Source organism: Streptomyces polyrhachis (genome assembly GCF_042663125.1).
Lineage (GTDB): Bacteria > Actinomycetota > Actinomycetes > Streptomycetales > Streptomycetaceae > Streptomyces > Streptomyces polyrhachii.
In genome coordinates, this window is record NZ_JBHSZO010000015.1 from 93,713 (window position 1) to 120,301 (window position 26,589).

At 72.5% G+C, this 26,589-nt stretch carries 20 protein-coding genes, 2 tRNA genes and 2 pseudogenes; 13 read left to right on the forward strand and 11 right to left on the reverse strand.

The features are described 5' to 3' along the window. Positions 1-35: 35 nt before the first annotated feature. From ACFQLX_RS11880 to ACFQLX_RS11900, 5 genes are all read right to left on the reverse strand, one after another. The gene (locus ACFQLX_RS11880; protein ID WP_386414333.1) at positions 36-2,981 is read right to left on the reverse strand and encodes a Z1 domain-containing protein; all 2,946 of its coding nucleotides are present in this window, start codon (positions 2,979-2,981) and stop codon (positions 36-38) included. Between the two features lie 17 nt (positions 2,982-2,998). Continuing rightward, the gene (locus tag ACFQLX_RS11885; protein WP_386414334.1) at positions 2,999-3,985 is read right to left on the reverse strand and encodes a PD-(D/E)XK motif protein; all 987 of its coding nucleotides are present in this window, start codon (positions 3,983-3,985) and stop codon (positions 2,999-3,001) included. After that, a complete protein-coding gene (locus ACFQLX_RS11890) occupies positions 3,978-5,582 on the reverse strand; it encodes an ATP-binding protein (protein WP_386414335.1) in 1,605 nt (534 codons plus the stop codon). Before ACFQLX_RS11890 ends, ACFQLX_RS11885 begins: the two co-directional genes overlap by 8 nt. A gap of 528 nt (positions 5,583-6,110) precedes the next feature. Further along, a tRNA-Ile gene (locus ACFQLX_RS11895) sits at positions 6,111-6,184 on the reverse strand. A 264-nt stretch (positions 6,185-6,448) separates the two neighbouring features. Next, positions 6,449-6,521 (reverse strand) — tRNA-Asn (locus ACFQLX_RS11900). A gap of 155 nt (positions 6,522-6,676) precedes the next feature. Between ACFQLX_RS11900 and ACFQLX_RS11905 the strand changes: the two genes are divergently transcribed. Together ACFQLX_RS11905 and ACFQLX_RS11910 are read left to right on the forward strand one after the other, a co-directional pair. Beyond that, positions 6,677-6,961 (forward strand): YtxH domain-containing protein, encoded by a 285-nt coding sequence (locus ACFQLX_RS11905; RefSeq protein WP_386414336.1) that lies wholly within the window; start codon positions 6,677-6,679, stop codon positions 6,959-6,961. 95 nt (positions 6,962-7,056) lie between these two features. Then, the gene (locus ACFQLX_RS11910) at positions 7,057-8,517 is read left to right on the forward strand and encodes an FGGY family carbohydrate kinase (protein WP_386414337.1); all 1,461 of its coding nucleotides are present in this window, start codon (positions 7,057-7,059) and stop codon (positions 8,515-8,517) included. Positions 8,518-8,549: 32 nt separating this feature from the next. On the opposite strand, the gene ACFQLX_RS11915 is transcribed toward ACFQLX_RS11910, so the two are convergent. From ACFQLX_RS11915 to ACFQLX_RS11940, 6 genes are all read right to left on the reverse strand, one after another. Next, on the reverse strand, positions 8,550-9,809 hold the full coding sequence (locus tag ACFQLX_RS11915; RefSeq protein WP_386414338.1) for an RNA polymerase sigma factor: 1,260 nt from the start codon (positions 9,807-9,809) through the stop codon (positions 8,550-8,552). A 138-nt stretch (positions 9,810-9,947) separates the two neighbouring features. Next, entirely contained in the window at positions 9,948-11,846 is a 1,899-nt protein-coding gene (gene dnaG, locus ACFQLX_RS11920) for a DNA primase (RefSeq protein ID WP_386414339.1), read from the reverse strand. A gap of 9 nt (positions 11,847-11,855) precedes the next feature. Next, positions 11,856-12,395, reverse strand: coding sequence for a GNAT family N-acetyltransferase (locus ACFQLX_RS11925; RefSeq protein ID WP_386414340.1), 540 nt, complete (start codon positions 12,393-12,395; stop codon positions 11,856-11,858). Between the two features lie 72 nt (positions 12,396-12,467). Continuing rightward, a complete protein-coding gene (locus ACFQLX_RS11930; protein WP_386414341.1) occupies positions 12,468-13,739 on the reverse strand; it encodes an NAD(P)/FAD-dependent oxidoreductase in 1,272 nt (423 codons plus the stop codon). Between the two features lie 215 nt (positions 13,740-13,954). Then, positions 13,955-16,273: an ABC transporter permease gene (locus ACFQLX_RS11935; protein ID WP_386414342.1), complete on the reverse strand. Its 2,319-nt coding sequence runs from the start codon at positions 16,271-16,273 to the stop codon at positions 13,955-13,957. Continuing rightward, a complete protein-coding gene (locus tag ACFQLX_RS11940; RefSeq protein ID WP_386414358.1) occupies positions 16,270-16,962 on the reverse strand; it encodes an ABC transporter ATP-binding protein in 693 nt (230 codons plus the stop codon). The genes ACFQLX_RS11935 and ACFQLX_RS11940 overlap by 4 nt, the downstream gene beginning before the upstream one ends. Before the next feature lie 142 nt (positions 16,963-17,104). On the opposite strand from ACFQLX_RS11940, the gene ACFQLX_RS11945 reads away from it, so the two are divergent. The 11 genes and pseudogenes from ACFQLX_RS11945 to ACFQLX_RS11995 form a co-directional block, all read left to right on the forward strand. Next, a complete protein-coding gene (locus tag ACFQLX_RS11945; protein WP_386414344.1) occupies positions 17,105-17,992 on the forward strand; it encodes a sensor histidine kinase in 888 nt (295 codons plus the stop codon). Next, positions 17,989-18,687, forward strand: a complete 699-nt coding sequence (locus ACFQLX_RS11950) for a response regulator (RefSeq protein WP_386414345.1) — start codon at positions 17,989-17,991, stop codon at positions 18,685-18,687. The genes ACFQLX_RS11945 and ACFQLX_RS11950 overlap by 4 nt, the downstream gene beginning before the upstream one ends. 46 nt (positions 18,688-18,733) lie before the next feature. After that, on the forward strand, positions 18,734-19,756 hold the full coding sequence (locus ACFQLX_RS11955; protein WP_386414346.1) for a M4 family metallopeptidase: 1,023 nt from the start codon (positions 18,734-18,736) through the stop codon (positions 19,754-19,756). 242 nt (positions 19,757-19,998) lie between these two features. Continuing rightward, entirely contained in the window at positions 19,999-21,699 is a 1,701-nt protein-coding gene (locus ACFQLX_RS11960) for a sensor histidine kinase (protein ID WP_386414347.1), read from the forward strand. Beyond that, positions 21,696-22,142, forward strand: a complete 447-nt coding sequence (locus tag ACFQLX_RS11965) for a roadblock/LC7 domain-containing protein (RefSeq protein WP_386414348.1) — start codon at positions 21,696-21,698, stop codon at positions 22,140-22,142. Before ACFQLX_RS11960 ends, ACFQLX_RS11965 begins: the two co-directional genes overlap by 4 nt. Positions 22,143-22,267: 125 nt before the next feature. Further along, positions 22,268-22,627 (forward strand): DUF742 domain-containing protein, encoded by a 360-nt coding sequence (locus tag ACFQLX_RS11970; RefSeq protein ID WP_386414349.1) that lies wholly within the window; start codon positions 22,268-22,270, stop codon positions 22,625-22,627. Further along, a complete protein-coding gene (locus tag ACFQLX_RS11975) occupies positions 22,605-23,219 on the forward strand; it encodes a GTP-binding protein (RefSeq protein WP_386414350.1) in 615 nt (204 codons plus the stop codon). The genes ACFQLX_RS11970 and ACFQLX_RS11975 overlap by 23 nt, the downstream gene beginning before the upstream one ends. Beyond that, on the forward strand, positions 23,216-24,526 hold the full coding sequence (locus ACFQLX_RS11980; protein WP_386414351.1) for a cytochrome P450 family protein: 1,311 nt from the start codon (positions 23,216-23,218) through the stop codon (positions 24,524-24,526). The genes ACFQLX_RS11975 and ACFQLX_RS11980 overlap by 4 nt, the downstream gene beginning before the upstream one ends. A 62-nt stretch (positions 24,527-24,588) precedes the next feature. Continuing rightward, on the forward strand, positions 24,589-25,788 hold the full coding sequence (locus tag ACFQLX_RS11985; RefSeq protein WP_386414359.1) for a cytochrome P450 family protein: 1,200 nt from the start codon (positions 24,589-24,591) through the stop codon (positions 25,786-25,788). Positions 25,789-25,981: 193 nt separating this feature from the next. After that, a pseudogene (locus tag ACFQLX_RS11990) lies at positions 25,982-26,323 on the forward strand (DUF485 domain-containing protein); the annotation flags it as partial. Positions 26,324-26,403: 80 nt separating this feature from the next. Next, positions 26,404-26,589, forward strand: a pseudogene (locus tag ACFQLX_RS11995) (cation acetate symporter); the annotation flags it as partial.

Below are 26,589 nucleotides of genomic sequence, written 5' to 3' on the forward strand. Positions count from 1 at the left end.
TCACCACGCACATCGTCCCCCTGTCGCCATGTCGACTACGCGTCGATGATCGGACCCTTGGTCGAGTCGATGACCCGGAAGCGGACCGTACGGCCGTCATCGCTGCGCGCCGACATGGGCGCCACGAACGCGAACGCCATCACCAGCTTGCCCGCCTCGATCCGCCCGGTCTCCTCCACCTGCTGCCGATTCGGCCCCTCCACGACGGGATAGAGCACGACGGCACCGCGTCGGGGCGTCACCAGGTCCTCAAGGGCCTGGTTGCCCGGCAGCGCCTCAGCGCCCGCGATGCGCAGACCCGCCGTACGGTGCTTGGGGTCGCTGATCGCGCTGAACAGCGGGCCGCGCCGGCGGCTACGCGCGAACCACGAGAAGCTGCGCTCGCTACCGGCCAAGGTGAACCCGGCACCTGACCGGGCGTGCTGGGGGGCCAGAACCACCCAGTCATCCACCTTCCGGGCGGACGCGTCCGTGATCTTCTGAAGGAACGCCAGGTGGGGGAAGAACTTGTCCGGGTCCTCCCACTTGAGTGCGTTGACCAGCGTGTAGAACGCCGCAGCGTCCAGTCTGCCCGTCAGCGCGGAGAACCGGTTCGTGGCGCCCGGGTGGGAGAACTCGGTCGTCGTCGCCGAAAGGGACTCAAGCACCGGCGCCCACAGCCCCGTGTTGTGCCGCAGCGCGGTCACCGACGTCGGATAGGCGACCGGCTCCTCCCATGCGCCCGCCGAGTCCTGCTCCACCAGGCGGGCGTTGTACATCTTGTTGGCGCTCGCCGGCTTGACGTGCGGCAGGTGCGCGCAGACCAACGGTGCGACATCGCGCGGGCGGATCTGACGCTCGCCGTTGACGGGCTTGGCGTACTGGCGGATCTCCTGCCGGAACAGTTCCTCGTCCCGGCAGATCGCCTCGAACTCCTCGTAGAGGTCACGCTCCTTGCGGCCGACCTTCTCCTCCCGCCCCAGGTACAGCCGCACCAGGTCGCGGTAGCCCTCGCGGAAGCCGAACCAGCGGCCCATCTGCATGAGCGTGGAGGCGTTGTTGGCCGCACGGCGGAAGTAGGAGACGGTCAGTCCTTCCACGGTGAAACCCCGGGACAGCTTCTGCCCACCGATGATGATCTTCCAGATCGGTCGGCGGTCGAAGTCCGCCTCCCGGTTCTCGATCTCCTTGTCCCCGTTGACGACGATCACCGGCTTGTCGTCGCCGCCGATGCGATGGAACGCCGCGCCCACGTACCGGGACAGCTCCTCGAAGGACGACGGAACGGGATAGCCGGCGGCCCGCGCCTGGGAGACCGGCAGGACATCGTCCTCGAACAGGCGCCGCAGGCGTTCGTGTCCACGCGGACCCGTGTAGCCGCCCTCCCACCACAACTTGGTCACCCTTCCCAGGAGTTCGCGGTGCTCCAAGGTGCGCACCGACTCGTGGATCAGCATGGTGTGGTGCTTGAAGCGGAGGCGGCCGTCCGGATCGTGCTCCTCGCGGTAGATCTTCATCGCGGCCGTGAGGACGAACATGTCGATCGCCTGCTGAAGGCTCTCGTCGTTGTCCTCATCGGTCACCACCACATCCCGGACGTGGGCCTTCTCGTTGGAGTTGGCGAACGTCCGCTCCTCCTCCGGAAGTCGGCCGCCGAGGTCGTGGAAGTCGCTCGCCCCCATGTATCCGGCCGGACGGGGCAGGGAGATGATGAAGTCCTTCGGGTAGATGTCCTCCGTGTCGCTGGGGTCAACGAAGACGTTCGCGTACGGGGTCGCGGTGTAGCCCACGTACTGCGCCCGGGGCAGCATGCCCAGCAGCTCCGAGATCTTCTTGTTGATCGCGGTGCGCTCCGCGTCCGGCTTCGCCGGGTTGGCGGTGTTCACGGACGCCTCGTCGGCCTCGTCATCGATGATCAGGACAGGGATCTCTGACAGGGGTGTCTTGATCTTGTTGAGGTCCTTGACCAGCTTCGCGAGCACGGTCTTGTTCTTCTTCACGATCATCAGTCGTGCATGGGAGCGGTGCAGGTTCTGCTGATCGTGCAGCGGAAGCGCGGGCTCCTGCTTCTCGAACTCCAGGGCGACTATGCCTTGCAGCAGGCTCTTGTAGTCGTGGTCGCGGGTGGTCATCCGCACGATGTCGAAGCCGCCCAGAGTGGACGGCGACGCACCGAAGGTGGCGAAGGACCCCTTCGCCCAGTCCGGGTCGTCCGCGTAGTCCGACTCGTACTCGCCGGCTCCGCGCAGGATGTTCTCGCGCCCCACCAGCTCCATGTCCAGGCGTCGCTGGGTCTGGCCGCGCAGCAGGTTCAACGTGCCGCTGAGCACGATCACCAGGCGGTAACCCGCGTCCATCGCCTTGGCGATCACGCCGGTGAAGTTCGCGGTCTTACCCGACTGGACGTAGCCCACGACCAGCCCACGGGACTGGTAGACGGCCGGTGCCGCCGGATCGGCCAGACACTCCACCACCCGGTCCGACGCCTCGTCCAGCCCGCTCACAGCATGTGCCGGCCAGCCCTTCGCCGTAAGCAGCTGCTGATACCTCGGCCAGTAGAACTCCCGGCCGTGCTGGACGCTCGTGGAGTACCACTCCTGGTGGTCCTCGCTGATGACGACCGGCGTCTCCTCCTTGAACACCGGGATCAGGGAGGTGAGCAGCTTGCGGGTCTCCTCGGCCAGCTCCAGGCGTGCGTAGATGTCGGCACGCCGCGCGTCGGTACGGGCCTCGGCCCGCGACCACGCGGCAGCGTCCTGGTAGTCCCACGCGGTCAGCTCCTTGCGCCACAGCTCTATCAGCGCGTCTGTCACCTTCGCGTTGCGCAGTGCCAGCTGGAAGTCCTCCTCGCTGGCGCAGCCCTCCGCGATCCCTCGGTCGTCGCCCTCGAAGTCGTCAGCCTGGTATCGGAGCGCCTTGACCAGCTGCTTGGGCCGGCTGGAACGCATGTCGCCCAGAACAGCGTTGTGCAGGGCGATGCGGACGGTGTCGATGTCGTTCACAGCGTGTTCCTCGCGGTTCAGGGGAGACGAAGCGGAGAGAGGGCGACGGGACAGTCCGTAGCCGGCTCGGCCCCGGTCACGTCGACGTCGTAGGTGACGGCCGTGATGCGGCCGGTGTGGCTGGTCGGGAGCAGGTCGAGGGTGAGCCGGGGCATCGAGGTAGCGCGAAGCACCAACGGCTCATCGCGTATCGTCCACCGCTCGTCGTCCGGCTGGTCGGCATCCCAGCCGGCGCTTCGCAGCGCCTCCTCCAGCGGGGTGAGCGAGCGGATATCCGCAGCGGCGACGGCTTCCCGTACGGACTCGACGGATTCGAGCAGCGTGCGGCCCCCGCGTCCACCCCGGGTGGCCTGCGCGGAGACGAACCACAGCGGGCGTCCGGGCGACTCCTGCAGCTGCCCCACCCCGTCGATGGTGTGGAAACGCCGTTCCGAGGACGTGGTCTTCACCTCCAGGTCACAGTCGACCAACGCGAAGTCGTGCTCCTCACCGAAGGGCCCCACCCACGCCGCTACGGCCGCCGGCCACCCCTCCCGCTCGGCCAGCGAACGCATCACCGCGAGCTCGCCGTGCAGCCCCAGCCTGCGCTGCGCACTCATCGAGCGCGGCCGGCTCAGCAACGCCGCCCAGGCGTGCACCGTCAGATCGAAGGCATGCTGGAGCGAGCGCCCCTCGACGAGGATGCGCCCCGCCACCGCCATCAGCAGATCGTGGAAATCCCGCAGCAACTCCGGCCGCGGCGTGCTGAAGCGCGCCATACGGTGTCCCTCGAAGGAGACGGCCTCGACACGGACCGCCGAGAGCGGAGAGCGCGGAGGCTGCTCCGTACGCTCCAAGCCGACCAGCAAGGAGATGCCCGTCCGGCCGCCCTCGACGTTGTAGACCACTTCCGGGCCATCGCCGACCCCCGGCCCGGCAGACAGCGGATACCGCACACCCATGCCCTGTGCCAGCTGCTCCTCGACTGTCGACCAGGCAACGCCGGTGAAGGACTGCTCAGGCATGGGCCTCTCCGTTCACGCGCGCCGACTCCATCGACACCGCCGGCTTGAGGACCCCGCGCCAGGACTGAAGGTCGCCGCCCGCCCGCTCGACCTCGCTCTGGGCGGCGGCCAGCATCACCGACTGCCACAGGGCGAGGTTGTCCTTCTGGCGCGAGCCGATGTACTCCTTCTCGAAGACCTCGTGCAACAGCAGGTACAGCAGGGACTTGAGCAACGGGGCGTCGTTGAGCCCTCCTCGACGGCCGCCGAGGATCGTGTCGCGGAAGCGCCGGTTCAAGACGATGACGCGCCCCTCGCGGTCGATGTCGAAGAAGAGGGAGTCGTCCAACGCCTGCCAGCGGATCGCGATGGGCTCCTCGCCGGGGATGAGCGGCAGCTCGTCCTCGATGACCTCCCGCACGGCCGGGTCAAATCCCTTGCCGGGGCCGATGACGGGCTTACGGGTGGCGCCGGCGCGCTTGCGGGCGTCCCGGTAGACGCCCTGCGCCTCCTCTATGTACTGCCCGAAGGCGCGCTCACCGCCTACGCAGCCGTCCAGCAGCGCGGCAGCGAACTCCGGACCCGCTTCCACGCCCTGCTTCTTCACGGTGAGGCGGAAAACCTCACCGCCCGCAGGCGGAAGCTCGACCGCGACGCGGGCCAGGGACAAGTGCTGCTCGGGCTGGCGGTAGCCGTTCCAGCCACCGGCCTGGACCAGACGGTCGTTGCGGTAGAAGTAGAACCCCTGCCGCTCCATGACGGGGCCGACGGCCTTGTACTCGTCCAGCGACGACTTCGGTGGCCAGATGTGTGCGCGCAGCGCCACGGCGCCGACGTTCGGCACCTCGGCGGTGAAGTCGAGCGGGTACTCGGGGTGCCCCGGAGTCGGGTAGGCGAAGGGGTCCAGCGGCTGCACGCCGAAGTTCATGTACTCCGTACGGGTGGCGACGTCCTCCACGGCGATGGTGATGTTGAAGTCATCCCGGGCGAGGAAGCGGTGCAGGTAGAGCCCCAGGTGCAGGCCGAGCTTGTTGATCGTCTGGTGGAGATAGCGGTCGGTCTGCCGGTCCCCGCCGTACTGCGGGAAGTTCTTCACACCATCCCAGCGGATCACCGTGCCCTGCCAGGTGATCGGACGCCCCGAGTAGCGGTCGATGAGCGACTGCGAGTAATCGGGGTCCACGATGTCGCACTGGAAGCCCTCCACCGCGCGCTCCATCACCCAGCGCCGCCCGACGGCCCGCGTACGCCGCGTCTTGGACACGACGGTCACCGAGGCGGCGTGACTGAGGGAGGCGGACTTCAACCCGGTGCCGAACATCCCGAGCGCGTGCTCGTCATAGCCGCGGCGCCCGCCGACGGTCATGGCGACGTCGAGCTCCTCCTCGCCCATGCCCTTGCCGTCATCGACCACGAGGAGGCTGAGGAGCTGGTCCCCGTCGCGCAGGAAGTGGATGACGACGTCCTTGGCACCCGCGTCGATGGAGTTGTCGACGAGGTCGGCGATGGCTGTCTCGAAGCCGTAGCCCTGATTGGCCAGGGCTTCCATGTAGCGCCCGTCCGGCGGCAGGTGCTTGCTACCGGCGGTGGGGACTTCGTACAGCCATGCATCGGTCATGTGCGGCCTCGGGACGAGAAGTTGCGTGTCGAGTGATGGCCAGAGCGTAACGAAGGGCACTGACAATCGAGCCGGCATCCGGGCAAAGGAGACCGGCCGTGCTCCTTCACAACCAGAACGCTGAAACCCCTGTCTGGGATTGCGATCGCGGCTCGTGCCAGCGGGGCCGCGCGGAGCATTCCGCTTCGGTAGGGCGCGTGCCCCCTACCGAAGCGGCACTCGCGGGCAGGAACCATGCCTCCGCAGATTCAATGGCCTCTACACGTTGAACCGATATGGCCGATGGTGAGGCTGATGCACGCATCCCGAGTGTCCATCGTGTGACCGGACGCGGGCGCCGCCCTCCAGTCGGCCTTGTGGGCGGGCTGGGGCCCGTCGAGAGGGGCGCGGGACCCCGCCGGTGACCTCTCGGGCACGGTTCGGTCACATGATCTTGGTTTCGGCATAAGCTGAGGCCCATCGCGTGGGCGCGATGGGCCTCAGTCTGGTAAAGCTGCTGGTCAGGGGCGGTTTCAAGCCTCTGTCCGGTGGGGCGGGTGGGACTCGAACCCACGGCCGGCGGATTATGAGTCCGCTGCTCTAACCGGCTGAGCTACCGCCCCGTTACGGCGTGCCGCGTACAGATGTGCGCGCCGTCTGCCGCAGCATAGCCGTTCATACGATCTGTCGCCCGGGGTCCCCCTGTCATATGACCGGGGGCCTGTGGTGCGTTGTGCGTGGTGGGGGACGCCGGGGGTGGAGCGGTTGGTTCCGGTGGAGTTCCGCCGGGTGGGTGGGGGCCCGGGCGCTGTGTGCGCTCCGTGGCGAGAAGCGCGGGGCGTGGGGCGTAACGAAGAAGAGGCCCCCGAAGGGACCTCTCTCGTCTGCTCCCCCGACTGGACTCGAACCAGTAACCTGCCGGTTAACAGCCGGCTGCTCTGCCAATTGAGCTACGGAGGAATGCTTCGTGGGGGTGCTCTCCGGTCTCCCGGTGGGCGTTCCCTCGCTGCGAGCAATACATTAGCGCATGGCGGGGCGTGCTCTGAAATCGGTATCCGCGGGTGCCGGGGGCGCCCTCGATCAGCAGCCTGACCAGCGCGAGGAGGATGGCAGCCATGGTGCACCGGATCACGTTCGCCGCAGGGATGGCCGTGGGGTACGTGCTGGGGGCGCGTGCCGGGCGCGAGCGCTACGAGCAGATCAGGAAGGGCGCCCGCGAGCTCGCCCAGAGCCCCGCGGTGCGCAACGCCGCCGAGGCCGCCGGTCTGGGCGGGCGCGAGGCCGTGGTGCGGGTGGCCGCCGTCGTCACCGAGCGCCTCCCCGAGCCCCTCGCCGCCCGGCTGCGGCGCGGGCGCGGCGACGGGGCGTCCGCCGACGAGTGGGGCACCAGCAACACCTGAACCCGTGTGGCGATCGTCACGTCCGAGCCTCTTGCCCCGCCCTCTCCGCGCCGACGCCGCCGGGCCCGGCGGCGCGATGGTGCATCATCGTCCGCATGGGCATAGTCGCCGGGCTGGACAGCTCCTCCGAGAGCACGCACATCGTCGTCTGCGACGCCGAGACCGGTGCCGTGCTGAAACAGGGTTACGCCGCGCACCCCTCCGCCGCCGCGGCGGCGGACGGTGACGCGAAGGCGTACGGGGTCGATCCGCAGTCCTGGCTGCTCGCCCTGGGCGAAGCCTGCGGCGGCGGACTGCTGGAGGGCGTGCAGGCCATCGGCGTCGCCGCGCGCCAGGACGCCGTGCTCCCGCTCGACGCCATGGGCGCGCCCGTGCACCCCGCGCTCGTCGGCAACGACCCGCGCGCCCAGGGGGCGGCCGCCGATCTGACCGACGCCCTCGGCGGGCGCGCCGCCTGGGCCGAGGCGGTCGGCACGGTGCCGCAGGCCAAGCTGCCCGTCGCCAAGCTCGCCTGGCTGCGCCGCGAGGAGCCCGAGGCCGCACAGCGCACCGCCCAGGTGCTGCTGCCCCAGGACTGGCTGGTCTGGCAACTGCTCGGCTGCCCCCAGCGGCGTACCACCGACCGCGGCGCCGCCTCCGCCACCGGCTACTACTCCACCGCCACCGAGCAGTGGCGCGGCGACCTGCTCGCCGCCGCCCTCGGCCAGGAGGCACGGCTGCCCGAGGTGCTCGGCCCCGCCGAGGCCGCCGGGCGCACCCCCGAGGGGCTGCTGATCTCCGCCGGTACGGGCGAGACGATGGCCGCCGCCTTCGGGCTCGGGGTGGGCGTCGGTGACGCGGTCGTCACGCTCGGCGCCTCGGGGGCGGTCTTCGCCGTGCACGACCGGGCGCTGCCCGACCCCTCGGGGATCATCACCTCCCTGGCCGACGCCACGGGCATGCACCTGCCCGTCGTCCACACGGCCAACGCGGTGCGCACCCTGCGCGGCGCCGCCGAGCTGGTCGGGCTGGAGCCCACCGACCTCGCCGGGCTCTCCGCGCTCGCCCTGCGCTCCACGCCGGGCGCCCACGGGCTCGTACTGCTGCCCTATCTGGAAGGTGAGCGCACGCCCGAACTGCCGCACGCCGCCGGGTCGCTGCACGGGCTGCGGCGCGAGTCGATGAAGCCCGAGCACCTGGCGCGGGCCGCGTTCGAGGGGATGCTCTGCGGGCTCGCGGACGCGCTGGAGGTGCTGCGCGGGCGCGGCGTGGCCGTCGAGCGGGTCTTCCTGCTCGGCGCCGCCGCCGCGCTGCCCGCCGTCCAGCAGTTCGCCCCCGCGCTCCTCGGGGCGCGGATCGTCGTCCCCGAGGCCGCCGACTACACGGCGCTCGGCGCGGCGCGGCAGGCCGCCTGGGCGTGGGGTGCCGCCGAGGGCAGGTTCCCGGCGGACACCCCGCCACCCTGGCCCGGCCGTGCGCACCAGGTCTTCGAGCCGGGCGAGCAGCTCGCGGTGGGGCAGGCGGTGCGCCGGCAGTACGAGGCGGTGCGGGAGCAGCAGTACCCCGGGGCCCTCTGAGGGCCCGGCCGGACCGCGGCTCTCCGGGCGGCTCAGTCCAGATAGCCCCGCAGCTGGTCCGCGAAGGTGTGGTCGCGGAGCTTGTTGAGGGTCTTGGACTCGATCTGGCGGATCCGCTCGCGCGTCACGCCGAAGATCCGGCCGATCTCCTCCAGCGTGCGCGGGCGGCCGTCGATGAGGCCGTAGCGCAGCTGTACGACCTTGCGCTCGCGCTCGCCGAGGGTGGAGAGCACCGCCTCCAGATGCTCGCGCAGCAGCAGGAACGCCGCCGACTCGACCGGGGAGGCGGCGTCGCCGTCCTCGATCAGGTCGCCGAGGGCCACGTCGTCCTCCTCGCCCACCGGCGCGTGCAGCGACACCGGCTCCTGGGCCAGGCGCAGCACCTCGCTGACCCGCTCGGGCGTCAGGTCCAGCTGGGCGGCGACCTCCTGCGGCGTGGGCTCGTACCCCCGCTCCTGGAGCATGCGGCGCTGCACCCGTACGACGCGGTTGATCAGCTCCACCACGTGCACCGGGACCCGGATGGTACGGGCCTGGTCGGCCAGGGCGCGGGACATGGCCTGGCGGATCCACCAGGTCGCGTAGGTGGAGAACTTGTAGCCGCGGGCGTAGTCGAACTTCTCCACCGCCCGGATCAGGCCGAGGTTGCCCTCCTGGACCAGGTCCAGCATCGTCAGCCCGCGGCCCACGTAGCGCTTGGCCACGGAGACCACCAGCCGCAGGTTCGCCTCGATCAGGCGGCGCTTGGCCATCCGGCCCAGCACGACCAACCGGTCGAGGTCCAGGGCGAGTTGGGAGTCGAGGTCGCGGGCCCCGGCCAGCTTCTCCTCGGCGAAGAGGCCCGCCTCGACCCGGCGGGCGAGGTCGACCTCCTCGGCGGCGCTGAGCAGGCGTATCCGGCCGATCTCGCGCAGGTACTGGCGGAAGAGGTCGGAGGAGGGGCTGCCGGTGTCGGCGGTGCGCGGCGCGGACGAGCCGGACGCGCCGGACGGGGGCGGTGGGACGGGTGGGGCCTGGGTGAGGAGCGCCTCCGGGGGCTCCGCCTCCCCCTCCGGATGGTGGTGGACACGGGTCTGCCGGCCCACGGTGTGCGTGGGCGGCTGCGCCGGAGGAGCAAGGGTCCGGGTCTGCACGGGGGCGACCTCCAGAGTGATCACTGCCGGTTCGAGGGCGTGCGGCAGGGGAACGGTCGCGGCTGCCGCGCCGCGCTCCGCCCCGTATGTCGTGAGCGCATCCCCGGCGGATTCGGCCGTATCGAGGTCGTTTCCACCGCGCTCCGAAGACTCAGGCACCGCCCCCAGTGTGCTGTATGCCACACCGCGCGCAGTAGGGGCGTGCGAGCACTATTTGTGGCCGCCCCGTGACGCGGCGGTGACCGTGGGTGGCGGAAGGGCGGCGGACGCGGGGGGCGTGAAGCACTCGGGCGCCGGTCAGAGCGCCGCCGCGCCGCCCTCGCGCAGCGAGCGGTCGTACTGCTGGAGCGACCACAACTCGCTCTGCGCGGCAGCCATTTGATCGGCGGCGGCCTGGGGGCCGAGGCGGCGCAGCCGGCCGCGGACCTCCGCGATGGCGCGCTCGACCGCCTTCAGCCGCACCGCGATCAGCTGCTCGCCCGCGTAGATCTCGTCCGGCTCGCGGCGGGTGTGCAGCGGCTCCACGGCCAGCTCCGTGACCGCGCGGCGCACCGTGTCGTCGGGGGCCGCCTCGCGCACCCGGGCCAGGAAGCCGTCGTCGGCCTCGACCGCGGAGGCCACCCCGCCGGCGCGGGCGATGGCGGAGCGCACCGCCACGTGGGCGGCGGCGGTGAACTCGTCCTCGCGGTAGGCGTCGAAGGTCGGCGCCACCAGGGACGGGAACTGCAGGGCCAGCTTGAGGAGCTCCCGCTCCACCTGCTGCCCCGGATTGCGCGGGCCCGCACCGCCGGCGCGGCCCGCCCGCGGCTGCGGCTGCTGCCGTACGGGCTCGGCGCGGCGGTGCTGCTGCGGGCGGTCGCCCTTCTCCCGGGCGAACCGCGCCAGTTGGCCCACCCGGCGCACCACGAACGTCTCGTCCAGGATGCCCAGCATCCCGGCGAGCTGGACGGCGTAGTCGTGCCGGATCGAGGGGTCCTTGATGCGGGCCACCACCGGCGCCGACTCCTCCAGCGCGGCCGAACGGCCCTCCGCCGTGTCCAGGTTGTGCTGTCGGACGAAGGAGCGGATGGCGAACTCGAAGAGCGGCGAGCGCTCCTCCACCAGCTGCGCCACCGCCTCGTCGCCCTTGGCCAGCCGCAGCTCGCAGGGGTCCATACCACCGGGGCTGACCGCGATCGACGTACGCGCCGCGAACTTCTGGTCGTCCTCGAAGGCCCGCAGCGCCGCCTTCTGGCCGGCCGCGTCGCCGTCGAAGGTGAAGACCACCTCGGAGCGGGAGTTGTCCAGCAGCACCCGGCGCAGGATCTTCACGTGCTCGCCGCCGAAGGCGGTGCCGCAGGTCGCGATGGCGGTGGTGACACCTGCGAGATGGCAGGCCATGACGTCGGTGTAGCCCTCGACGATCACGGCCCGGGACTGCTTGCCGATGTCCTTCTTGGCGAGGTCGATGCCGTAGAGCACCTGGGACTTGCGGTACAGCGGCGTCTCGGGGGTGTTCAGGTACTTCGGGCCGTTGTCGTCGTCGCGGAGCTTGCGCGCGCCGAAGCCGACGACCTCGCCCGTGATGTCGCGGATCGGCCACATCAGCCGGCCGCGGAAGCGGTCGATGGGGCCGCGGCGGCCCTCCTGCGCGATGCCGCAGAGGGTCAGCTCCTTGTCGCTGAAGCCCTTGCCGCGCAGGTAGCGGGTGAGATGGTCCCAGCCCGCCGGGGCGTAGCCGACGCCGAAGTGCTCCGCCGCCGCCTGGTCGAAACCGCGCTCGGCGAGGAAGCGCCGGCCGATCTCCGCCTCCGCGCCGCCGAGCTGCTCGGCGTAGAACAGCGCGGCGGCGCGGTGCGCCTCCACCAGCCGGATGCGCTCGCCCTGCTGGCGGCCGGGGGCGTAGCCGCCCTCCTCGTACCGCAGTGTGATGCCCGCCTGGGCGGCCAGGCGCTCGATGGTCTCCGAGAAGGAGAGGTGCTCCATCTTCATCACGAAGTCGACGGTGTCGCCGCCCTCCTGGCAGCCGAAGCAGTGGTAGAAGCCCTTGGCCGGGCTGACGTGGAAGGAGGGGGACTTCTCCTCATGGAAGGGGCACAGGCCCTTCAGCTGGCCGCCGCCGGCGGAGCGGAGCTGCAGGTAGTCGGAGACGACGGAGTCCAGCGGGACCGCGCTGCGGACCGCCTTGATGTCGTCGTCGTTGATCCGTCCTGCCATGGGGGGATTCTACGGGCGCGCGGTGACAGGACGGGCCGGGTCGCCGGGGGCGGGGGCAGTGGTCGGGGCGGCGGCGGTGGCGAGGGTGGCGGTCATCACGTAGTGCGGGCCGACCGTCTCGATCACGAACTCGGGGCCGCGGATCGTGAAGCCGTGGCGCTCGTAGAAGCCGCGGGCTTCGCTGCGGGCGTTGCACCAGGCCAGCGCGGCGCCGCGGGCGCGGGCCGCCGCCAGGCCGGCGCGCAGCACGGCCGCCCCGTAGCCCTGCCCGCGCAGCTCGGGGGCGCTGGCCATGCCGCGGAAGCGGTAGGCGGGGGAGGGGGTGTGGGGGGCGGGGATGGTGCCGGAAGCGGCGTCGGGCAGCGGCTCGGCGCAGAAGGAGATCACCGCGCCGATCCCGCCCTCGGGGGTGTATGCCGCCAGGTGGAAGGCGCCCGGTGCCTCGTCCTCGGCGAAGAGGGCGGACTCGCGGGGGAGGCCGGGGCGCAGGACCGCCCAGCGCAGCGGGACGACGTCGGCGGCGGGGACCTCGGCGGTGCGTATCGTCATGGGGCCGAGGGTAGCGGGGCCGGGATCTCCACCCCGCCGGGGTGCGAGGGCGTGCGCCCCGGCCCGCCGCGCTCAGTCCGCCGGGGCCGCCAGGGAGGCGAGGTCCGTGCCCGGGTCCGCGAGCGCGGCGGTGTCCACGGGGCGGCCGGTGCGGATCAGGCGCTGGATGTCCTCCACCACGTCCCAGACGTTGACGTTCATGCCGGCCAGCACGCGGCCCTCCTTCAGCCAGAACGCGACGAACGTGCGTCTTGCCACGTCGCCCCGGCAGATCACCTGGTCGTAGGAGCCGGGCGGCGCGTGCCCGGAGTACTCCATCCCCAGGTCGTACTGGTCGGAGAAGAAGTACGGCACCCGGTCGTACACGACCTCCCGGCCCAGCATGGAGCGCGCCGCCGCCGGGCCGCTGTGCAGGGCGTTCGCCCAGTGCTCCACCCGCAGATGCGTGCCGTACAGCGGGTGCTCCGCCGCCGCCACGTCCCCGCAGGCCCAGATGCCCGGGTCGGAGGTGCGCAGCGCCGCGTCCGTCCTGATGCCGCCGCCGCGCTGCGTCGGCAGCACCGCCAGGCCCGCGCTCTGCGCCAGCGCGGTGCGCGGGGCCGCGCCGATCGCCGACAGGACCGCGTGGGCCGGGTGCTCGTCGCCGTCGTCCGTGAGGGCCGCCAGCACCATGCCGTCCTGGCCCGTGATCTCCGTGAGACGGGCGCCGAAGTGGAAGAGCACGCCGTGCTCGCGGTGCAGGTCCGTGAAGACCTCGCCCAGCTCCGGGCCCAGCACCTGGTGCAGGGGGGAGGGCGCCGCCTCCACGACCGTCACCTCCGCCCCGTACTCCCGGGCGGCGGCCGCCACCTCCAGGCCGATCCAGCCGGCACCCGCGATCAGCAGCCGGCCGTTCTCGCGGCCGAGCGTGGCGAGCACGCCGCGCAGCAGCTCCGCGTGGGTGAGGCGGCGCAGGTGGTAGACCCCGGCCAGTCCGGTGCCGGGGATGTCAAGCCGGTGCGGCTCGGCGCCCGTGGCCAGCAGCAGCTTGTCGTAATGCACCCGGGTGCCGTCGCTGAGCGTGAGCGTGCGGGCGGCGCGGTCCAACTCCGTGACGCTCTGGCCGAGATGCAGCTCCACCTCGTGCCGCGCGTACCAGGCGGGCTCGTGGACGAAGAGGCTCTCGCGCTCCTCCTTGCCGAGGAGGAACTTCTTCGACAGGGCGGGCCGTTCGTACGGGGGCGCCGGCTCGTCGCCGATCAGTATCACCCGCCCCGTGAAGCCCTCAGCCCGCAGCGCCTGCGCCGCTTTGGCCCCGGCGAGACCTCCGCCGACGATGACGAACGTCTGGTGTGCATTGACCACGGGTGCCTCCTGGGGCCCTGTATCGAGTCGGCCTTCGTCCGCGCGGAGCGCTGGTGCGCCGGGGCGCGGAAGGCCGACTCGATACAGGCCCCCGGCTCCCCGGCAGGACCTCCCAGTCTGCCGTCAACTGGAGCGTCCCGCACCGGGGGTGAGGTGGGAAGGGCGTTCGAAGGGTGGTGTCACCAGAGCCCGGGAGCGGCTCGGGAGGAGAGCCCTCACTCGCTGCGCAGCACCTCCGCGATCGTCAGCCGCGCGGCCCTGCGCGCCGGTATGTACGCGCCCAGCGCCGCGAGCGCCGTGCCCGCCAGGGCGAGCGGGGCCAGGGTCCACACCTGCCAGACCTGCATGAGCCGATCCGGCAGTACGTACCCCACGGCCCCCGCCATCTCGGGCATGACCAGCGCGTGCCCGAGGACCCCCAGCGGGAGGCCGAGCAGCCCGCCCACGAGGCCGAGGGCCGCCATGGACACCACCATCATCGCCGTGACCTGACGGGGCGTCATGCCGATGGACTTCAGCATCCCCAGATCGCGGCGCCTGTCGCGGGTGTTGAGCACGACCGTGTTGAACACGCCCAGCGCCGCGACCACCGCCAGCATCAACGTGAGCCCCGACGCCGATCCGACGATCGTCTGGACGACGGCGTTCGGTCCGCGCACCGCTGTCGAGACCCCGTGGTCGGCGGCGCGCGCCGCCGCCGCGTAGCGGGCCGGATCGGCGCCGGCGGTCAGGCGTACGTGGTACTGGTTCGGCTCCTCGGCGGGGGAGAGCGACGTGACCGCCGGCCAGTTCGCGTACAGCGAGCGCCCGTCGCCGAACAGCTCCTGGCCCACCATCCGCACCCGCAGCTCGTGCTCCCCCTTCCGCAGCCGCACCGTGTCGCCCACCTGAAGCCCCCGCCGCTCGAGGAAGGCCGACGGTGCCACCACCTCGTGCGGTCCGCGCATCCACCGCCCGCTGACCAGGCCCTGCCCCAGAGTCGGGTCGGGGCCGCGCCGCCCGTCCAGGACGACGCCCTCGGACATCCCCTCGATCCGTACGTCCGCGAAGCCCTGCGCCACCACCTGCGCCGCCCCCGGCAGCGAACCCAGCAGCGACTGCAACTCCGCCGGGTCGTGCGCCGGCTTCACCTCCTTTCCGCCTCGCAGCGCCGTCGCGTAGACCGTCACATCGCGGGCGTGCACGTCCTCCGCCGTGGCCATCCGTGTCATCGTGGCGGCCAGCCCGGTCGCGAAGGTCACCGTCGTCACGCCCAGCACGACCGCCGCCATCGTCAGCGCGCTGCGCCCCGGCCGGGCGAACGGCAGTCCCAGCCCCAGACTGACCGGGCGCGGCAGCCGCGAGCCCGCCAGCCCCCGCTGGATCCGCAGCGCCCGCCCCGCCGCCGGTGCGCTGCCGGCGCTGATCGCCCGGGCTGCCGGGAGCCGGTGCGCCCGCAGCGCGGGGAGCAGCGCGGCCAGCAGCACGACGGCGGGCATCCCCAGCAGCGCCACCGCGTTCACCCGCGGACTGATGCCGATGGCCCCGTGCAGCACGCCCGCGTCGGGCCCCTGGAAGGCGAACTCCAGGAGCGGCCCGGCGAGCAGATTGCCTGCGCCGGCCCCCAGCAGGCAGCCCAGCCCGGCCGGGACGCCGATCATCGTCAGATACACGCCCACCACCTGGTTGGGGGTGAAGCCGAGGGACTTCAGCACGCCGATGCGGCGGAAGCCGGAGATCACCGCACCGCTGACCACGTTGGCCACGATCAGCACCGAGACGGCCATCCCCAGCACCCCGAAGGCCAGCAGGTAGGGTGCGAACGCCCTGGCCGTGGCGCCGATCTGCTCCTTGAGGGCCAGATACGACTGCTGGGCCACCAGCGACCCGGCGGGCAGCCCCGCCGTCGCCTCCCCGACCGAGGCACGCAACTCCCCGGCCGTGGACGCCCGGTCGAAGCGGTAGAGCATCTGGACGGCCTTCGGGTGCAGTGCGCCTATCTGCTCCGGCGCCACCCACGCCTCGGCGGTACGGCTCAGGCTGTGCGCGAAGCCGACCACCGTCAGCCGCGGGCCGCCGGGCACCTGCAGCCGCGCACCCAGGTCGTCCAGCCCCCAGTTCGGATCCCGCCGCAGCACGATCTCGCCCGGCCCGCGCGCCCAGCGGCCTCCCAGCAGCTCGACCCGGTCCACCGGGCCGCCGGGGCCGGGGCGGCCCACCACCCGCAGACCGCTGTCCAGCCCCAGGGACGAGGACACCTCACGCGGCAGCTCCACGTCCGCCTGCGGGAACGGCCCCGAGGCGGCCGCGACCCCGGGGCGCCGGGCGGTGGCGGCGAGCTGCCCGTCGGTGACGTCCGCACGGTCGAAGGAAGCCGTGACATGGGCGCCGCGCTGCTGGGCGAACGCCCTGTCGAACGGCGCCGACGCCGCGTCGACCAGGCCCAGCGCGACGACCAGCACCCCCGTCGACACCAGGGTGACCAGCCAGATGACCAGCGTCTGCAGCCTGCGCCGCCGCACCGCCGCCCGCGCGGCCTGCCACACGGCGCTCATCCGAGACGCTCCAGCGTCTGCTCGCCGGCCACCCGGCCGTCGGCGAGGCTGACCAGCCGGCTCGCACACCGATGGGCCAGCCGCTCGTCGTGGGTGACCAGCAGCAGGGTCTGCCCTATCTGGTTGAGGTCGAGCAGCAGGTCCATCACCTGCTCCCCGGCCGCGCTGTCCAGGGCGCCGGTCGGCTCGTCGGCAAGAAGCAGCGCGGGTCTGTTCATCAACGCCCGGGCCACCGCGACGCGCTGGCGCTCACCACCGCTGAGCGTCGCGGGCCAGGCGTTGCGGCGGTCCGCGATGCCGAGCTCGTCGAGCAGCTCCAGCGCGCGGCGCCTGGCCTGCCGGGCCGGGGTGCCGGTCAGCTGGGCGGCGAGCGCGACGTTGTCCAGCGCGCAGAGGTCGTCGATGAGGTTGAAGAACTGGAAGACCATGCCGATCCGGCTGCGCCGGTAGAGCGCCAACTCCCGCTCGCCCAGCCGCCCTATGTCCTGGCCCGCCACCCGCACCGTGCCCGCCGTCGGGCGGTCCAGCCCCGCGATCATGCTGAGCAGCGTGGACTTGCCGCAGCCCGACGGCCCCATCACCGCGACCGCCTCCCCGGCGCGGATCTCCAGGGAGACGCCGCCCAGGGCGGTGGTCTCGCCGTACTCCTTGCGAATGCCGTCCAGTTGGACGACGAGCTCTGCAGTCATCATGGTCAGGACGCTAAGGGAGCGGCCCGTGGCGGGACATCAGCCTGGGGATGGCATCGCGGGGAGCGGCTCCATCCGTGGATGGAGCCGGCTGCATCCACAGGCCGATGCGGCGGGACCCGCCGTCTGCCAGGGTGTTGCCATGTGGATCTCGACGACGGGCTGGCTTGTCCTGGCGCTGGGGGTGGCGGTGGCCGCCGCCGCGGCGCTCGGCTTCGCCCTGCGCGTGGCCCGGGGGAAGTATCGCCGGGCGCTGGAGGAGCGCGGCTGGCTGCTCGAACGTGAGCGCCAGGGCGCCGCGGAGGCCGCAGTCCAGGCCGAGCGGGACCGCATCGCACGGGAGTTGCACGACATCGTCAGCCACAACGTGAGCCTGATGGTGGTGCAGGCCTCCGCCGCGCGGGAGGTGATGGCCGCGATGCCCGACGAGGCGTCCACGGCGATCCGCGCGGTGGAGGACGCCGGCCGCTCCACGATGACGGAGCTGCGCCACCTGCTCGGACTGCTCGCACCGTCCCCGGACGGTGCGGGGGAGGAAGAGGACTCCGCCGACACGGTGTTCGCGCCGCAACCGGGGCTCAGTTCCCTCAGCAGGCTGGTGGACAAGGTCTCCTTTGCCGGACTGCCCGTCGAGGTGCGGATATCGGGGGAGCCGCGCCCGCTGCCCACCGGGGTGGAGGTGACGGCGTACCGGATAGTGCAGGAGGCGTTGACCAATGTGCTCAAGCACGCAGACGGGGGGAGGGCGGAAGTGACCGTGCGTTATGCGGACCACTCTTTGCGGGTGGAGGTGCTGAACACCGGCCCGAGTGCGCTCACTCGGGACGAGCGGGCGCCGGGGGTGCCGGGGGCGCCTGGGGCGGCAGCGCGGGGGAGGGGCCGGCCGGCTTCGGGGCACGTCGACGGAACGGGACGCGGACTGCTGGGCCTGCGCGAGCGGGTCGCCGTCCACGGTGGGGAGCTGGACGCCCGGCGCCGCCTCGGCGGGGGTTACCGGGTGCGGGCGCGTATCCCGCTGGACCGGCCGTGAGCGCGGATGCCGCGGGTGGGGAGCCGTCGCCGCGGGTGCTCCTGGCGGACGACCAGACCCTGATCCGCACCGGCTTCCGGCTGATCCTGGCCGCACGCGGGATCGACGTGGTGGGTGAGGCCGCGGACGGACTGGAGGCGGTGAGCCGGGCACGTGAACTGCGGCCGGACGTGGTGCTGATGGACATCCGCATGCCGAACATGGACGGGCTGGAGGCCACGCGGATCATCCTCGCGGAGTCCCCGGCGACCCGGGTGCTCATCCTCACCACCTTCGACCTGGACCGCTACGTGTACACGGCGCTGTCCCTGGGTGCGAGCGGCTTCCTGCTCAAGGACGTCACCCCCGAGCACCTCGCCGCCGCCGTGCGGCTGGTGGGCACGGGCGACGCCCTGCTGGCGCCCTCCATCACGCGGCGGCTGGTGGAGCGGTTCGCGCAGGACGGCACGCCGACCGTGCCCCGCAGCCTGAGCGGGCTGACACCACGCGAGCGCGAAGTACTCACGTATCTGGGGAGCGGCCTGTCCAACGCCGAGCTGGCCGAGCGGCTCACCCTCAGCGAGGCCACCGTGAAGTCCCATGTCGCCCGCATCTTCGCGAAGCTGGGGCTGCGCGACCGGGCCCAGGCGGTGGTGCTGGCCTACGAGTCGGGTCTGGTGACGGCGGGCTCTGGCCAAGGGGGCCGGGGTGCGTAATCCTGTGCGGGCACGTCTGGTCAGCACTCGTCGATCCGGAGGATCCATGCCCCGTCGTCTCCTCGCCGCCTGCATCGGCACCGTGGCGCTCGCCGCCACCCTCGCGGTGCCGGCCGCTGCCGACAGCGCCCCGCGCGGGCGGGTGTTCATGGTCAATCCGGTGCAGTCCTCCGGTGTGCAGACGCTCACCGACGCCAAGGACTCCGACGCCGCCGTGCCGGCCGGGGACTACGCCGAGGTGGCGTTGCGCAACCTCGACTCCAGCGGTTTCCTCAACGGACGCTGGGTGAGCGTGCGTTCCGACACGGGCAAGTCCGCCAGTGTCGGCTCCGGCGGCTTCCGGTACACCCGCAGCGCCGACCAGTTCGAGCAGGTGATGGCGTACTTCTGGGTCAACGAGGCGCAGGAGTACCTGCAGGGGCTCGGCTTCGGCAGTGAGCTGCCCGGGGTCAACGCGCGCCGGCAGCCGGTGCGGATCAACCAGTGGGGCGCCGACAACTCCTTCTTCACCGACAAGAAGGCCGAGATACGTTTCGGCAAGGGTGGTGTGGACGACGCCGAGGACGCCGAGGTGATCGTGCACGAGTACGGCCACGCGGTGCACCACGCCCAGGTCCCCGGCTTCGGCACCACGGTGGAGTCCGGCTCCATCGGCGAGGCCTTCGGCGACTACCTCGCCGTCGAGGTGGGCGCCTCCGCCGCCCAGCGCTACGGCTGGTCCGTCAACGCCCCGATCGCCTGCGTGGCCGACTGGGACGCCGTCTCCTACACCGGCACCGCACCGCACTGCCTGCGCCGGATAGACGAGGACAAGGTCTACGGCGACCGCATCGGCGAGGTGCACGCCGACGGGGAGATCTGGTCCCGGGCGCTCTACGACATCCGCGGCGCGCTCGGGCCGCGTACGGCGGACCGGATCATCGTCAACGCCCAGTTCGGCTTCGCGCCCGACACCGCCTTCCGGGCGGCGGCGCAGACGACGATCGCGACCGCCGAGGAGATGTACGGCCGGGCGGCCGCGGACGCGGTGCGCGCGGCGTTCCGGGCGCGGGAGATACCGGGCATCTGAGGACGGCGGTGCGTCAAGGACCCTCGGCGCAGCCGGAATCCGGCTGCGCCGGGGCCAACGCACCTTGCCAGCCCGGCAGGTGGCGTCGCACCAACGAGATCTGCGCCGCTTGTGCGCGACGGTGGGCGGGACTTGCTTCTGGTGCGTCCGTGAAGATCCATATAAGGTCATTTCCCGAACGGTCTGGACCGCACCACCCCACACCCGGGTCAGGTCGCCTGCCCTGAGGAGCCACCCCGCCGATGACCTCCCACCAGGACGCCGCACGCGCCACCACGAGCACCACCCGGCGACTGCGACCCGTCCTCATCGCCCTGTGCGCCTGCGCAGCCCTCGCCGCGCCCGCCGTGACCGGCGCGGTGCTCGCCGCCCCCGACTCCGGCCGAATACCGCTGGCCTGGGGGCTCGGCGTCGCCGCCGCGGCGCTGTGCGTCGCCGTCGCCGCCGCGGCCCACTTCCGCGAGACGGCCCGTACGCTGCGGGCCCGCGCCACTGCCGAGGCCGTAGCGGCCTCCACCGCCGCTTCCACCGCAGCCGCCCGCGCGGACGCCCGTGCCGCCGAGCTGGCCGCCGCGAACGCCGCGCTCACCGCCGAGTTGGCCGAGGCCCGGCGGGCAGCGGTGCGCTTCGCCGACGAGACGGTGCCCGCGCTGCTCACCCGCGTCGGTGCGGGCGCCTCCGCGGTCACCGCCGTCAACGGCGTGCGGATGCCCGCCGACCCCGCCTATCTGCGTGTCCTGCGGCAGGTCGCCGAGGAGGCGGCCCGCAGCGAGAACCGCCGCGCGGGCGTCATGGCCGCCTGCGCCAACGCGGCCGGCCGGATGCAGGCGCTGGCCACCTCGATGCTCGCCGACCTGCACGAGATGGAGCACCGGCACGCCGACGCGGCCGTTCTCGCCGACCTCCTGCACCTCGACCACCGCACCAGCCAGGCCGGCCGCCTCGCCGACAGCATCGCCGTGCTCAGCGGCGCCCGTTCGGGACGGCGCTGGGCCAAGCCGATCGGCATGGAGTCGGTGCTGCGCGGCGCGATGGGCCGCGTCGCCGGCTACCAGCGCGTACGGCCGCACGTCGGCGGCGAGGGAAGCGAGCCGGCCGTGGCCGGCCACGCGGCCGAGGGCGTCATGCACCTCCTGGCCGAAGTCATCGACAACGCCTGCACGTTCTCGCCCCCGACGACCGAGGTGCACGTCTACGTCACCGAGGTGCCCGCCGGTGTCGCGGTGACCGTGGAGGACGCCGGCCTGGTGATGAGCGACACCGCACTGCGGCGCGCCGAGCGCGTCACCTCCGGCGCGGTCACCGACCTCACCGGGCTCACCGGCACCCGGCTGGGCCTGGCGGTCGTCGGCATCCTGGCCCGCAAGCACGGGCTGACGGTCTCCTTCCGCCCCTCCGCCATGGGCGGCACCGGGGTGGTCGTGATGATCCCGCAGGAGCTGATCGCCCACCAGGACCCGGCCCGGGGCACCCCCCAGGCCACCGCGCCCGCCCCGCAGCGCCACGTGCAGCCGCCCCGGGAGGTGGCGGACGAGCCGACCCCCGCCCCCCGGTCCGCCGACCGCGAGCCCGACGCCGGCCACGCCGCCACCCCCGACGGGGCCGACGAGGCCCCCGCCCCGGCCCAGCCCCCCACCCCGGCGCACGGCACCCCGGACCGCCCCGCCCCCGTCCTCCCCAAGCGCAACCGGGGCCGCACCATGGCCTCCGCCCACCCCGACGGCCTGCCCGGCGACCGCAACCGCGGGCGCGGGCGCCCGGCCGACCCTCCCGCCGACCACCGCACGGCGGAGGCGCCCCCCGCTCCCCAACCCCCGGCGAAACCCGCCGCCTTCGGCGCCTTCCGCCAGGCCGTACGCGCCCCGGAAGCCACCGTGACCACCCCGGCCGCCGACCAGCCGGCCGGCCACCCCGCCCCGCATTCCCCTAAGGACGACGCATGACCACCGGATCTGCCACCCCTCCCGTCGGTGCGGCCGGACTGGCCTGGCTGCTGGAGGCGCTGCTCGCGCGCACCCCCGGCACCCGGCACGCCCTCGTACTCTCCCGGGACGGCCTGAAGCTCTGCCACACCCCCGAGCTGTCGGACGACCGGGCCGACCAGCTCGCGGCCATCTCCGCCGGCATCCAGTCCCTCGCGCACGGCGCCTCCATGGAGTTCGGCGACGGCAGCGGCGGCGTGCGGCAGTCGATGACCGAGTTCTACGGCGGCGTGCTGTTCATCGTCGAGGCCGGCGCGGGCTCGCACGTCGCGATCGTCGCGGACGAGGAGTGCGACGCGGGGCTCGTCGGCCACAACATGATGGAGCTGGTCGAGCAGCTCGGCGAGCACCTCAGCGCCGCTCCCCGCCTGCCCGCCGACCGACTGGCCGGCCTGCCGGACTGAGCACCCGACCGGCCCTGACCCGGCCCGGTCCGCCCGGCCAAGTCCACTCGGCCGAAGCCCAGTTCAGCACAGCACAGTTCAGCCCAGCACAGACCAGCCCAGTTCAGCCCACGGGGGAGATCCGCATGAAGCGCTCGCACCGGGACGAGGACCCGGACCGGCTGTACACGGTGACCGGCGGCCGCTCCCGCCCGGCCGGCGACGAACTCGACCTGGTCACCCTGGTGGTCAGCGAGTGCGCGCCGGCCGCCGGGATGCAGAAGGAGCACGTCGCGATCCTGCGGATGTGCCGCTTCCCGACCGCCGTGGTGGAGGTCGCCGCCGAGCTGCGCCTGCCGGTCGGCATCACCCGCATCCTGCTGGGCGACCTGCTCGCCGCCGGCCGGATCACCGCCCGCCATCCGCGCTCCGCCACCAGCCGGTCGGCGCTGCCCGACCCCGACACCCTGGAGAAGTTGCTCGTTGGACTCCGCCGACGCCTCTGAGGACGCCCCGCCCAGCACACCCCTGAGCGAGACCGCCGACAACGCCCTGAAGATCGTCATCGTCGGCGGCTTCGGCGTCGGCAAGACCACGATGGTCCGCTCCGTCAGCGACATCCGGCCGCTGAACACCGAGGAGACCATGACCCAGGCGTCCGCCCGTACGGACGACCTGGCGGCCGTGCCCGGCAAGACGACCACCACCGTAGCCTTCGACTTCGGCCGCATCAGCCTGGACGAGCGCACGGTGCTGTACCTCTTCGGCGCGCCCGGCCAGGAGCGCTTCTGGTTCCTGTGGGACCGCCTCTTCGCCGGCACGCTCGGCGCGATCGTGCTGGTGGACGACCGCCGGCTGGCCGACTCCTGGTACGCGATCGACCGGCTGGAGCACCACGGCACGCCGTTCATCGTGGCCCGCAACGACTTCGGCGGCCCGCCGTACACGGCCGCGCAGATCCGCGACGCCCTCGACCTCGACCCGCACGTCCCCCTCATCGACTGCGACGCCCGCTCGCGCGCCTCCGGCAAGGAGGTGCTGCTCGAACTGGTGCGGCATCTGCAGTCCCTCACGCACGCACCGGAGCCGGTCCGATGACCCAGCCGCCCCTGCCCGAGCAGACCGAGCAGATTGAGCAGGCCGCACAGCCCGAGCAGCCCACCTGCCCCGTCACCCACCCCGTCACCCACCCCGCCCCCGTCCCCCTCTCCGGCCCCCGCTTCCACACCGAGCCCCAGTCCCTCTACCGCGAAATACGCCGCGAGCACGGCCCGGTGGTGCCGGTCGAGCTGTACGGGGGCGTGCCGGCCTGGCTGGTCATCGGCTACCACGAGCTGCACCAGGTGACCTCCGACCCGGTGCTCTACTCCCGCGACCGCTCCCTGTGGAACCAGTGGCCGCACCTCGCCCCCGACTGGCCGCTGCTGCCGGTGGTCGGCCCGCCCGCGCCCTCGGTCTACTTCAGCGCCGGCGAGGAGCACCGCCGCCACGCGGACCTGGTGACACGCGCGCTGGAGACGGTGGACCCCTTCTCCTGCCGCCGCGCCTGCGAGGAGATAGCCGACCGGCTGATCGACGCCTTCTGCGGCCGGGGCGAGGCGGAGCTGGTCGCCGCCTTCTCCGTCCACCTGCCGAAGTACGCGCTGCTGCGGCTCTTCGGCTTCCCCGACGGGAAGGGCCCCGAGCTGGCCCGGCTGCTCAACGAACTCGTCGACGGCGGCCCCGGTGCCCGGCGGGCGCACGCCGAGTGGATGGCCGCCATCGCCGCCCTGGTCGCGGACCGGCGCGCGGACCCCGACGCCGGCCTCGTCTCCTGGCTGCTCGCCAACGCCGGGGACTTCACCGACGAGGAGATCCTCCTCGACATCCGCGACACCATCGGAGCGGGCTTCCTGCCCACCTCGGACTGGATCGGCAGCACCGTCCGGCTGATGCTCACCGACGACCGCTTCGCCGCCGCCCTGGGCGGCGGGCGCCACAGCGTCGGCCAGGCGATGAACGAGGTGCTCTGGGAGGAGACCCCCAGCCAGATCGTCGCCGGCCGCTTCGCCGCCCGCGACACCCGCCTCGCCGGGTGCGCGATCCGCGCCGGCGACCTGCTGCTGCTCGGCCTGGGCGCCGCCAACAACGATCCGCTGGTACGCCAGCACCTCACCCCGGCGCAGAGCGGCAACTCGGCGCACTTCGCGTACGGCCACGGCGCCTATCGCTGCCCGTACCCGGCGCAGGAGCTCGCCGAGATCATCGCCAGGACCGGCGTCGAGGTGCTCCTGGACCGGCTGCCCGACCTCGAACTCGCCGTAGAGCCGCAGGAGTTGATGCGGCGCCCGTCCGCCTTCCTGCGCGGTATGACCGCACTGCCGGTCCGCTTCACCCCCGTTCCCGCCATTGGAGGCATCAGTTGAGCCAGACGCAGCCGTTGAGCCAGCCGCAGTCCGCCCCCGGGGAGGTCATCGCGATCGACCCCATGCTCCAGGACCTCGACGGCGAGACCGAGCGCCTGCGCGCCGCCGGTCCGCTGGTACGGATCGACCTGCTCGGCGTGCCGGCCTGGACGGTGACCTCCCACGAGCTGGGCCGCCGGCTGCTCACCGACACCCGGCTGGTGAAGGACATCAACCGGTGGGGCCTGTGGCAGGACGGCACGGTCACCCGCGCCTGGCCGCTGGTCGGCATGATCGACGTACCGCCGTCGATGTTCACCGCCGACGGCGCTGACCACCGCCGCCTGCGCACCAAGATCGCGCAGGCGCTGACCCCGCGCCGGCTGGACGAGATCCGGCCGGTCATCGAGTCCCTGGTCGCCACCCTGCTGGACGGGGCCGAGGCGCAGGCCGCCGCGGCGCCCGACGGCGTCATCGACCTCAAGACGGCCTTCGCCGCGCCGCTGCCGATGTCGGTGGTCTGCACGCTGATGGGCGTACCGGAGAGCGAGATACCGGAGCTGATGCGGCTCTACAAGGTCTTCTTCTCCATGCTGACCCCCCAAGACGAGCGGCTCGCGGCCATCGAGACGCTCAACACCTACTTCCTGGACCTCGCCAAGGAGAAGAAGGCCGCCCCCGGCGACGACCTCACCAGCGCGCTGATCCTCGCCGACGAGGGCGGCGAGCCGATGAGCATCGAGGAGGTCGCCGGGAACCTGCAGGCCATGGTCGCCGCCGGCCACGAGACGACGATCACGCTGATCATCAACGCGGTACGCGCCCTGCTCGCCCACCCCGAGCAGCTGCGCCTGGTGCTCGACGGCACGGTCGGCTGGGACGCGGTGATCGAGGAGGCCCTGCGCTGGGACCCCCCGACCAGCCATGTGCTGATGCGCTTCGCCGCCGAGGACATCGAGGTGCCCGAGGCCGGCCTGGTCATCGCCAAGGGCGAGGGCGTCGTCGCCTCCTACCGCGCCATGGGCCGCGACCGCGCCCACCACGGCGAGGCGGCGGACACCTTCGACATCACCCGCGAGCCCACCCGCCACCTCGCCTTCGGCCACGGCCCGCACGTCTGCCCCGGCGCCGCGCTCTCCCGGCTGGAGGGGGCCATCGCGCTGCCCGCGCTCTTCGCGCGCTTCCCCAGGCTGCGCCTGGCGGTCGCCGACAGCGAGCTGGTGAAGATGCCGATCCTGACGCAGAACGACATGCAGGCGTTCCCGATCGTGCCGCAGGGCTGAACTCCCGGAAAGGCGGCGCGGGTTCCTCCGGTACGAGGGGACCCCGCGCCGCCTTCGCGCGTCCGTACCACCGCGGCCGGTGCGCCCGCCACTCCCGTCCCACCGATCTCCTGCGGACCGTCTATCGCCTTTGCCCGGACGCCGGTACGGTGTGCCCGCCGTACCGCCGCGCAGCCGAGCCGCAGGAGGCCCCATGACAGTCCCCCCACAGGCAGCACCGCCCGGAGAGCCGGACCGCCGCGGCTACCGCGAGATGCAGGACAGCGCCGAGTTCGCCGAACTGCGCCGTCGCTTCCGCAACTTCGCCTTCCCGGTGACCGTCGGCTTCATCGGCTGGTACCTGCTGTACGTCCTGCTGTCGAACTACGCCCGCGACCTGATGGCCGAGAAGCTCTTCGGCAACATCAACGTCGCCCTGGTCCTGGGCCTCGCGCAGTTCGCCACCACCTTCCTCATCGCCTGGTGGTACGCGCGCCACGCCGGCGCCCGGTTCGACCCCGAGGCGGCGCGCCTGAAGGCCGTCGTCGAGGCGGGTACGACGCCCGCGCAGACCGCGCAGACCGCGCAGACCGCGCAGACCGCCCCGGCCGACGACACCACCGCGGAGGACGCCCGATGACGAACGCCGCCCTGCACCTCGCCGCCGTGGACACCACGGAGCACCGGCCGCTGATCATCAGCCTCTTCTCCCTCTTCGTCGCGATCACCCTGGCGATCACCGTCTGGGCGGGCCGCCGCACCAAGGACGCCACCGACTACTACGCGGGCGGGCGGTCGTTCACGGGGTTCCAGAACGGGTTG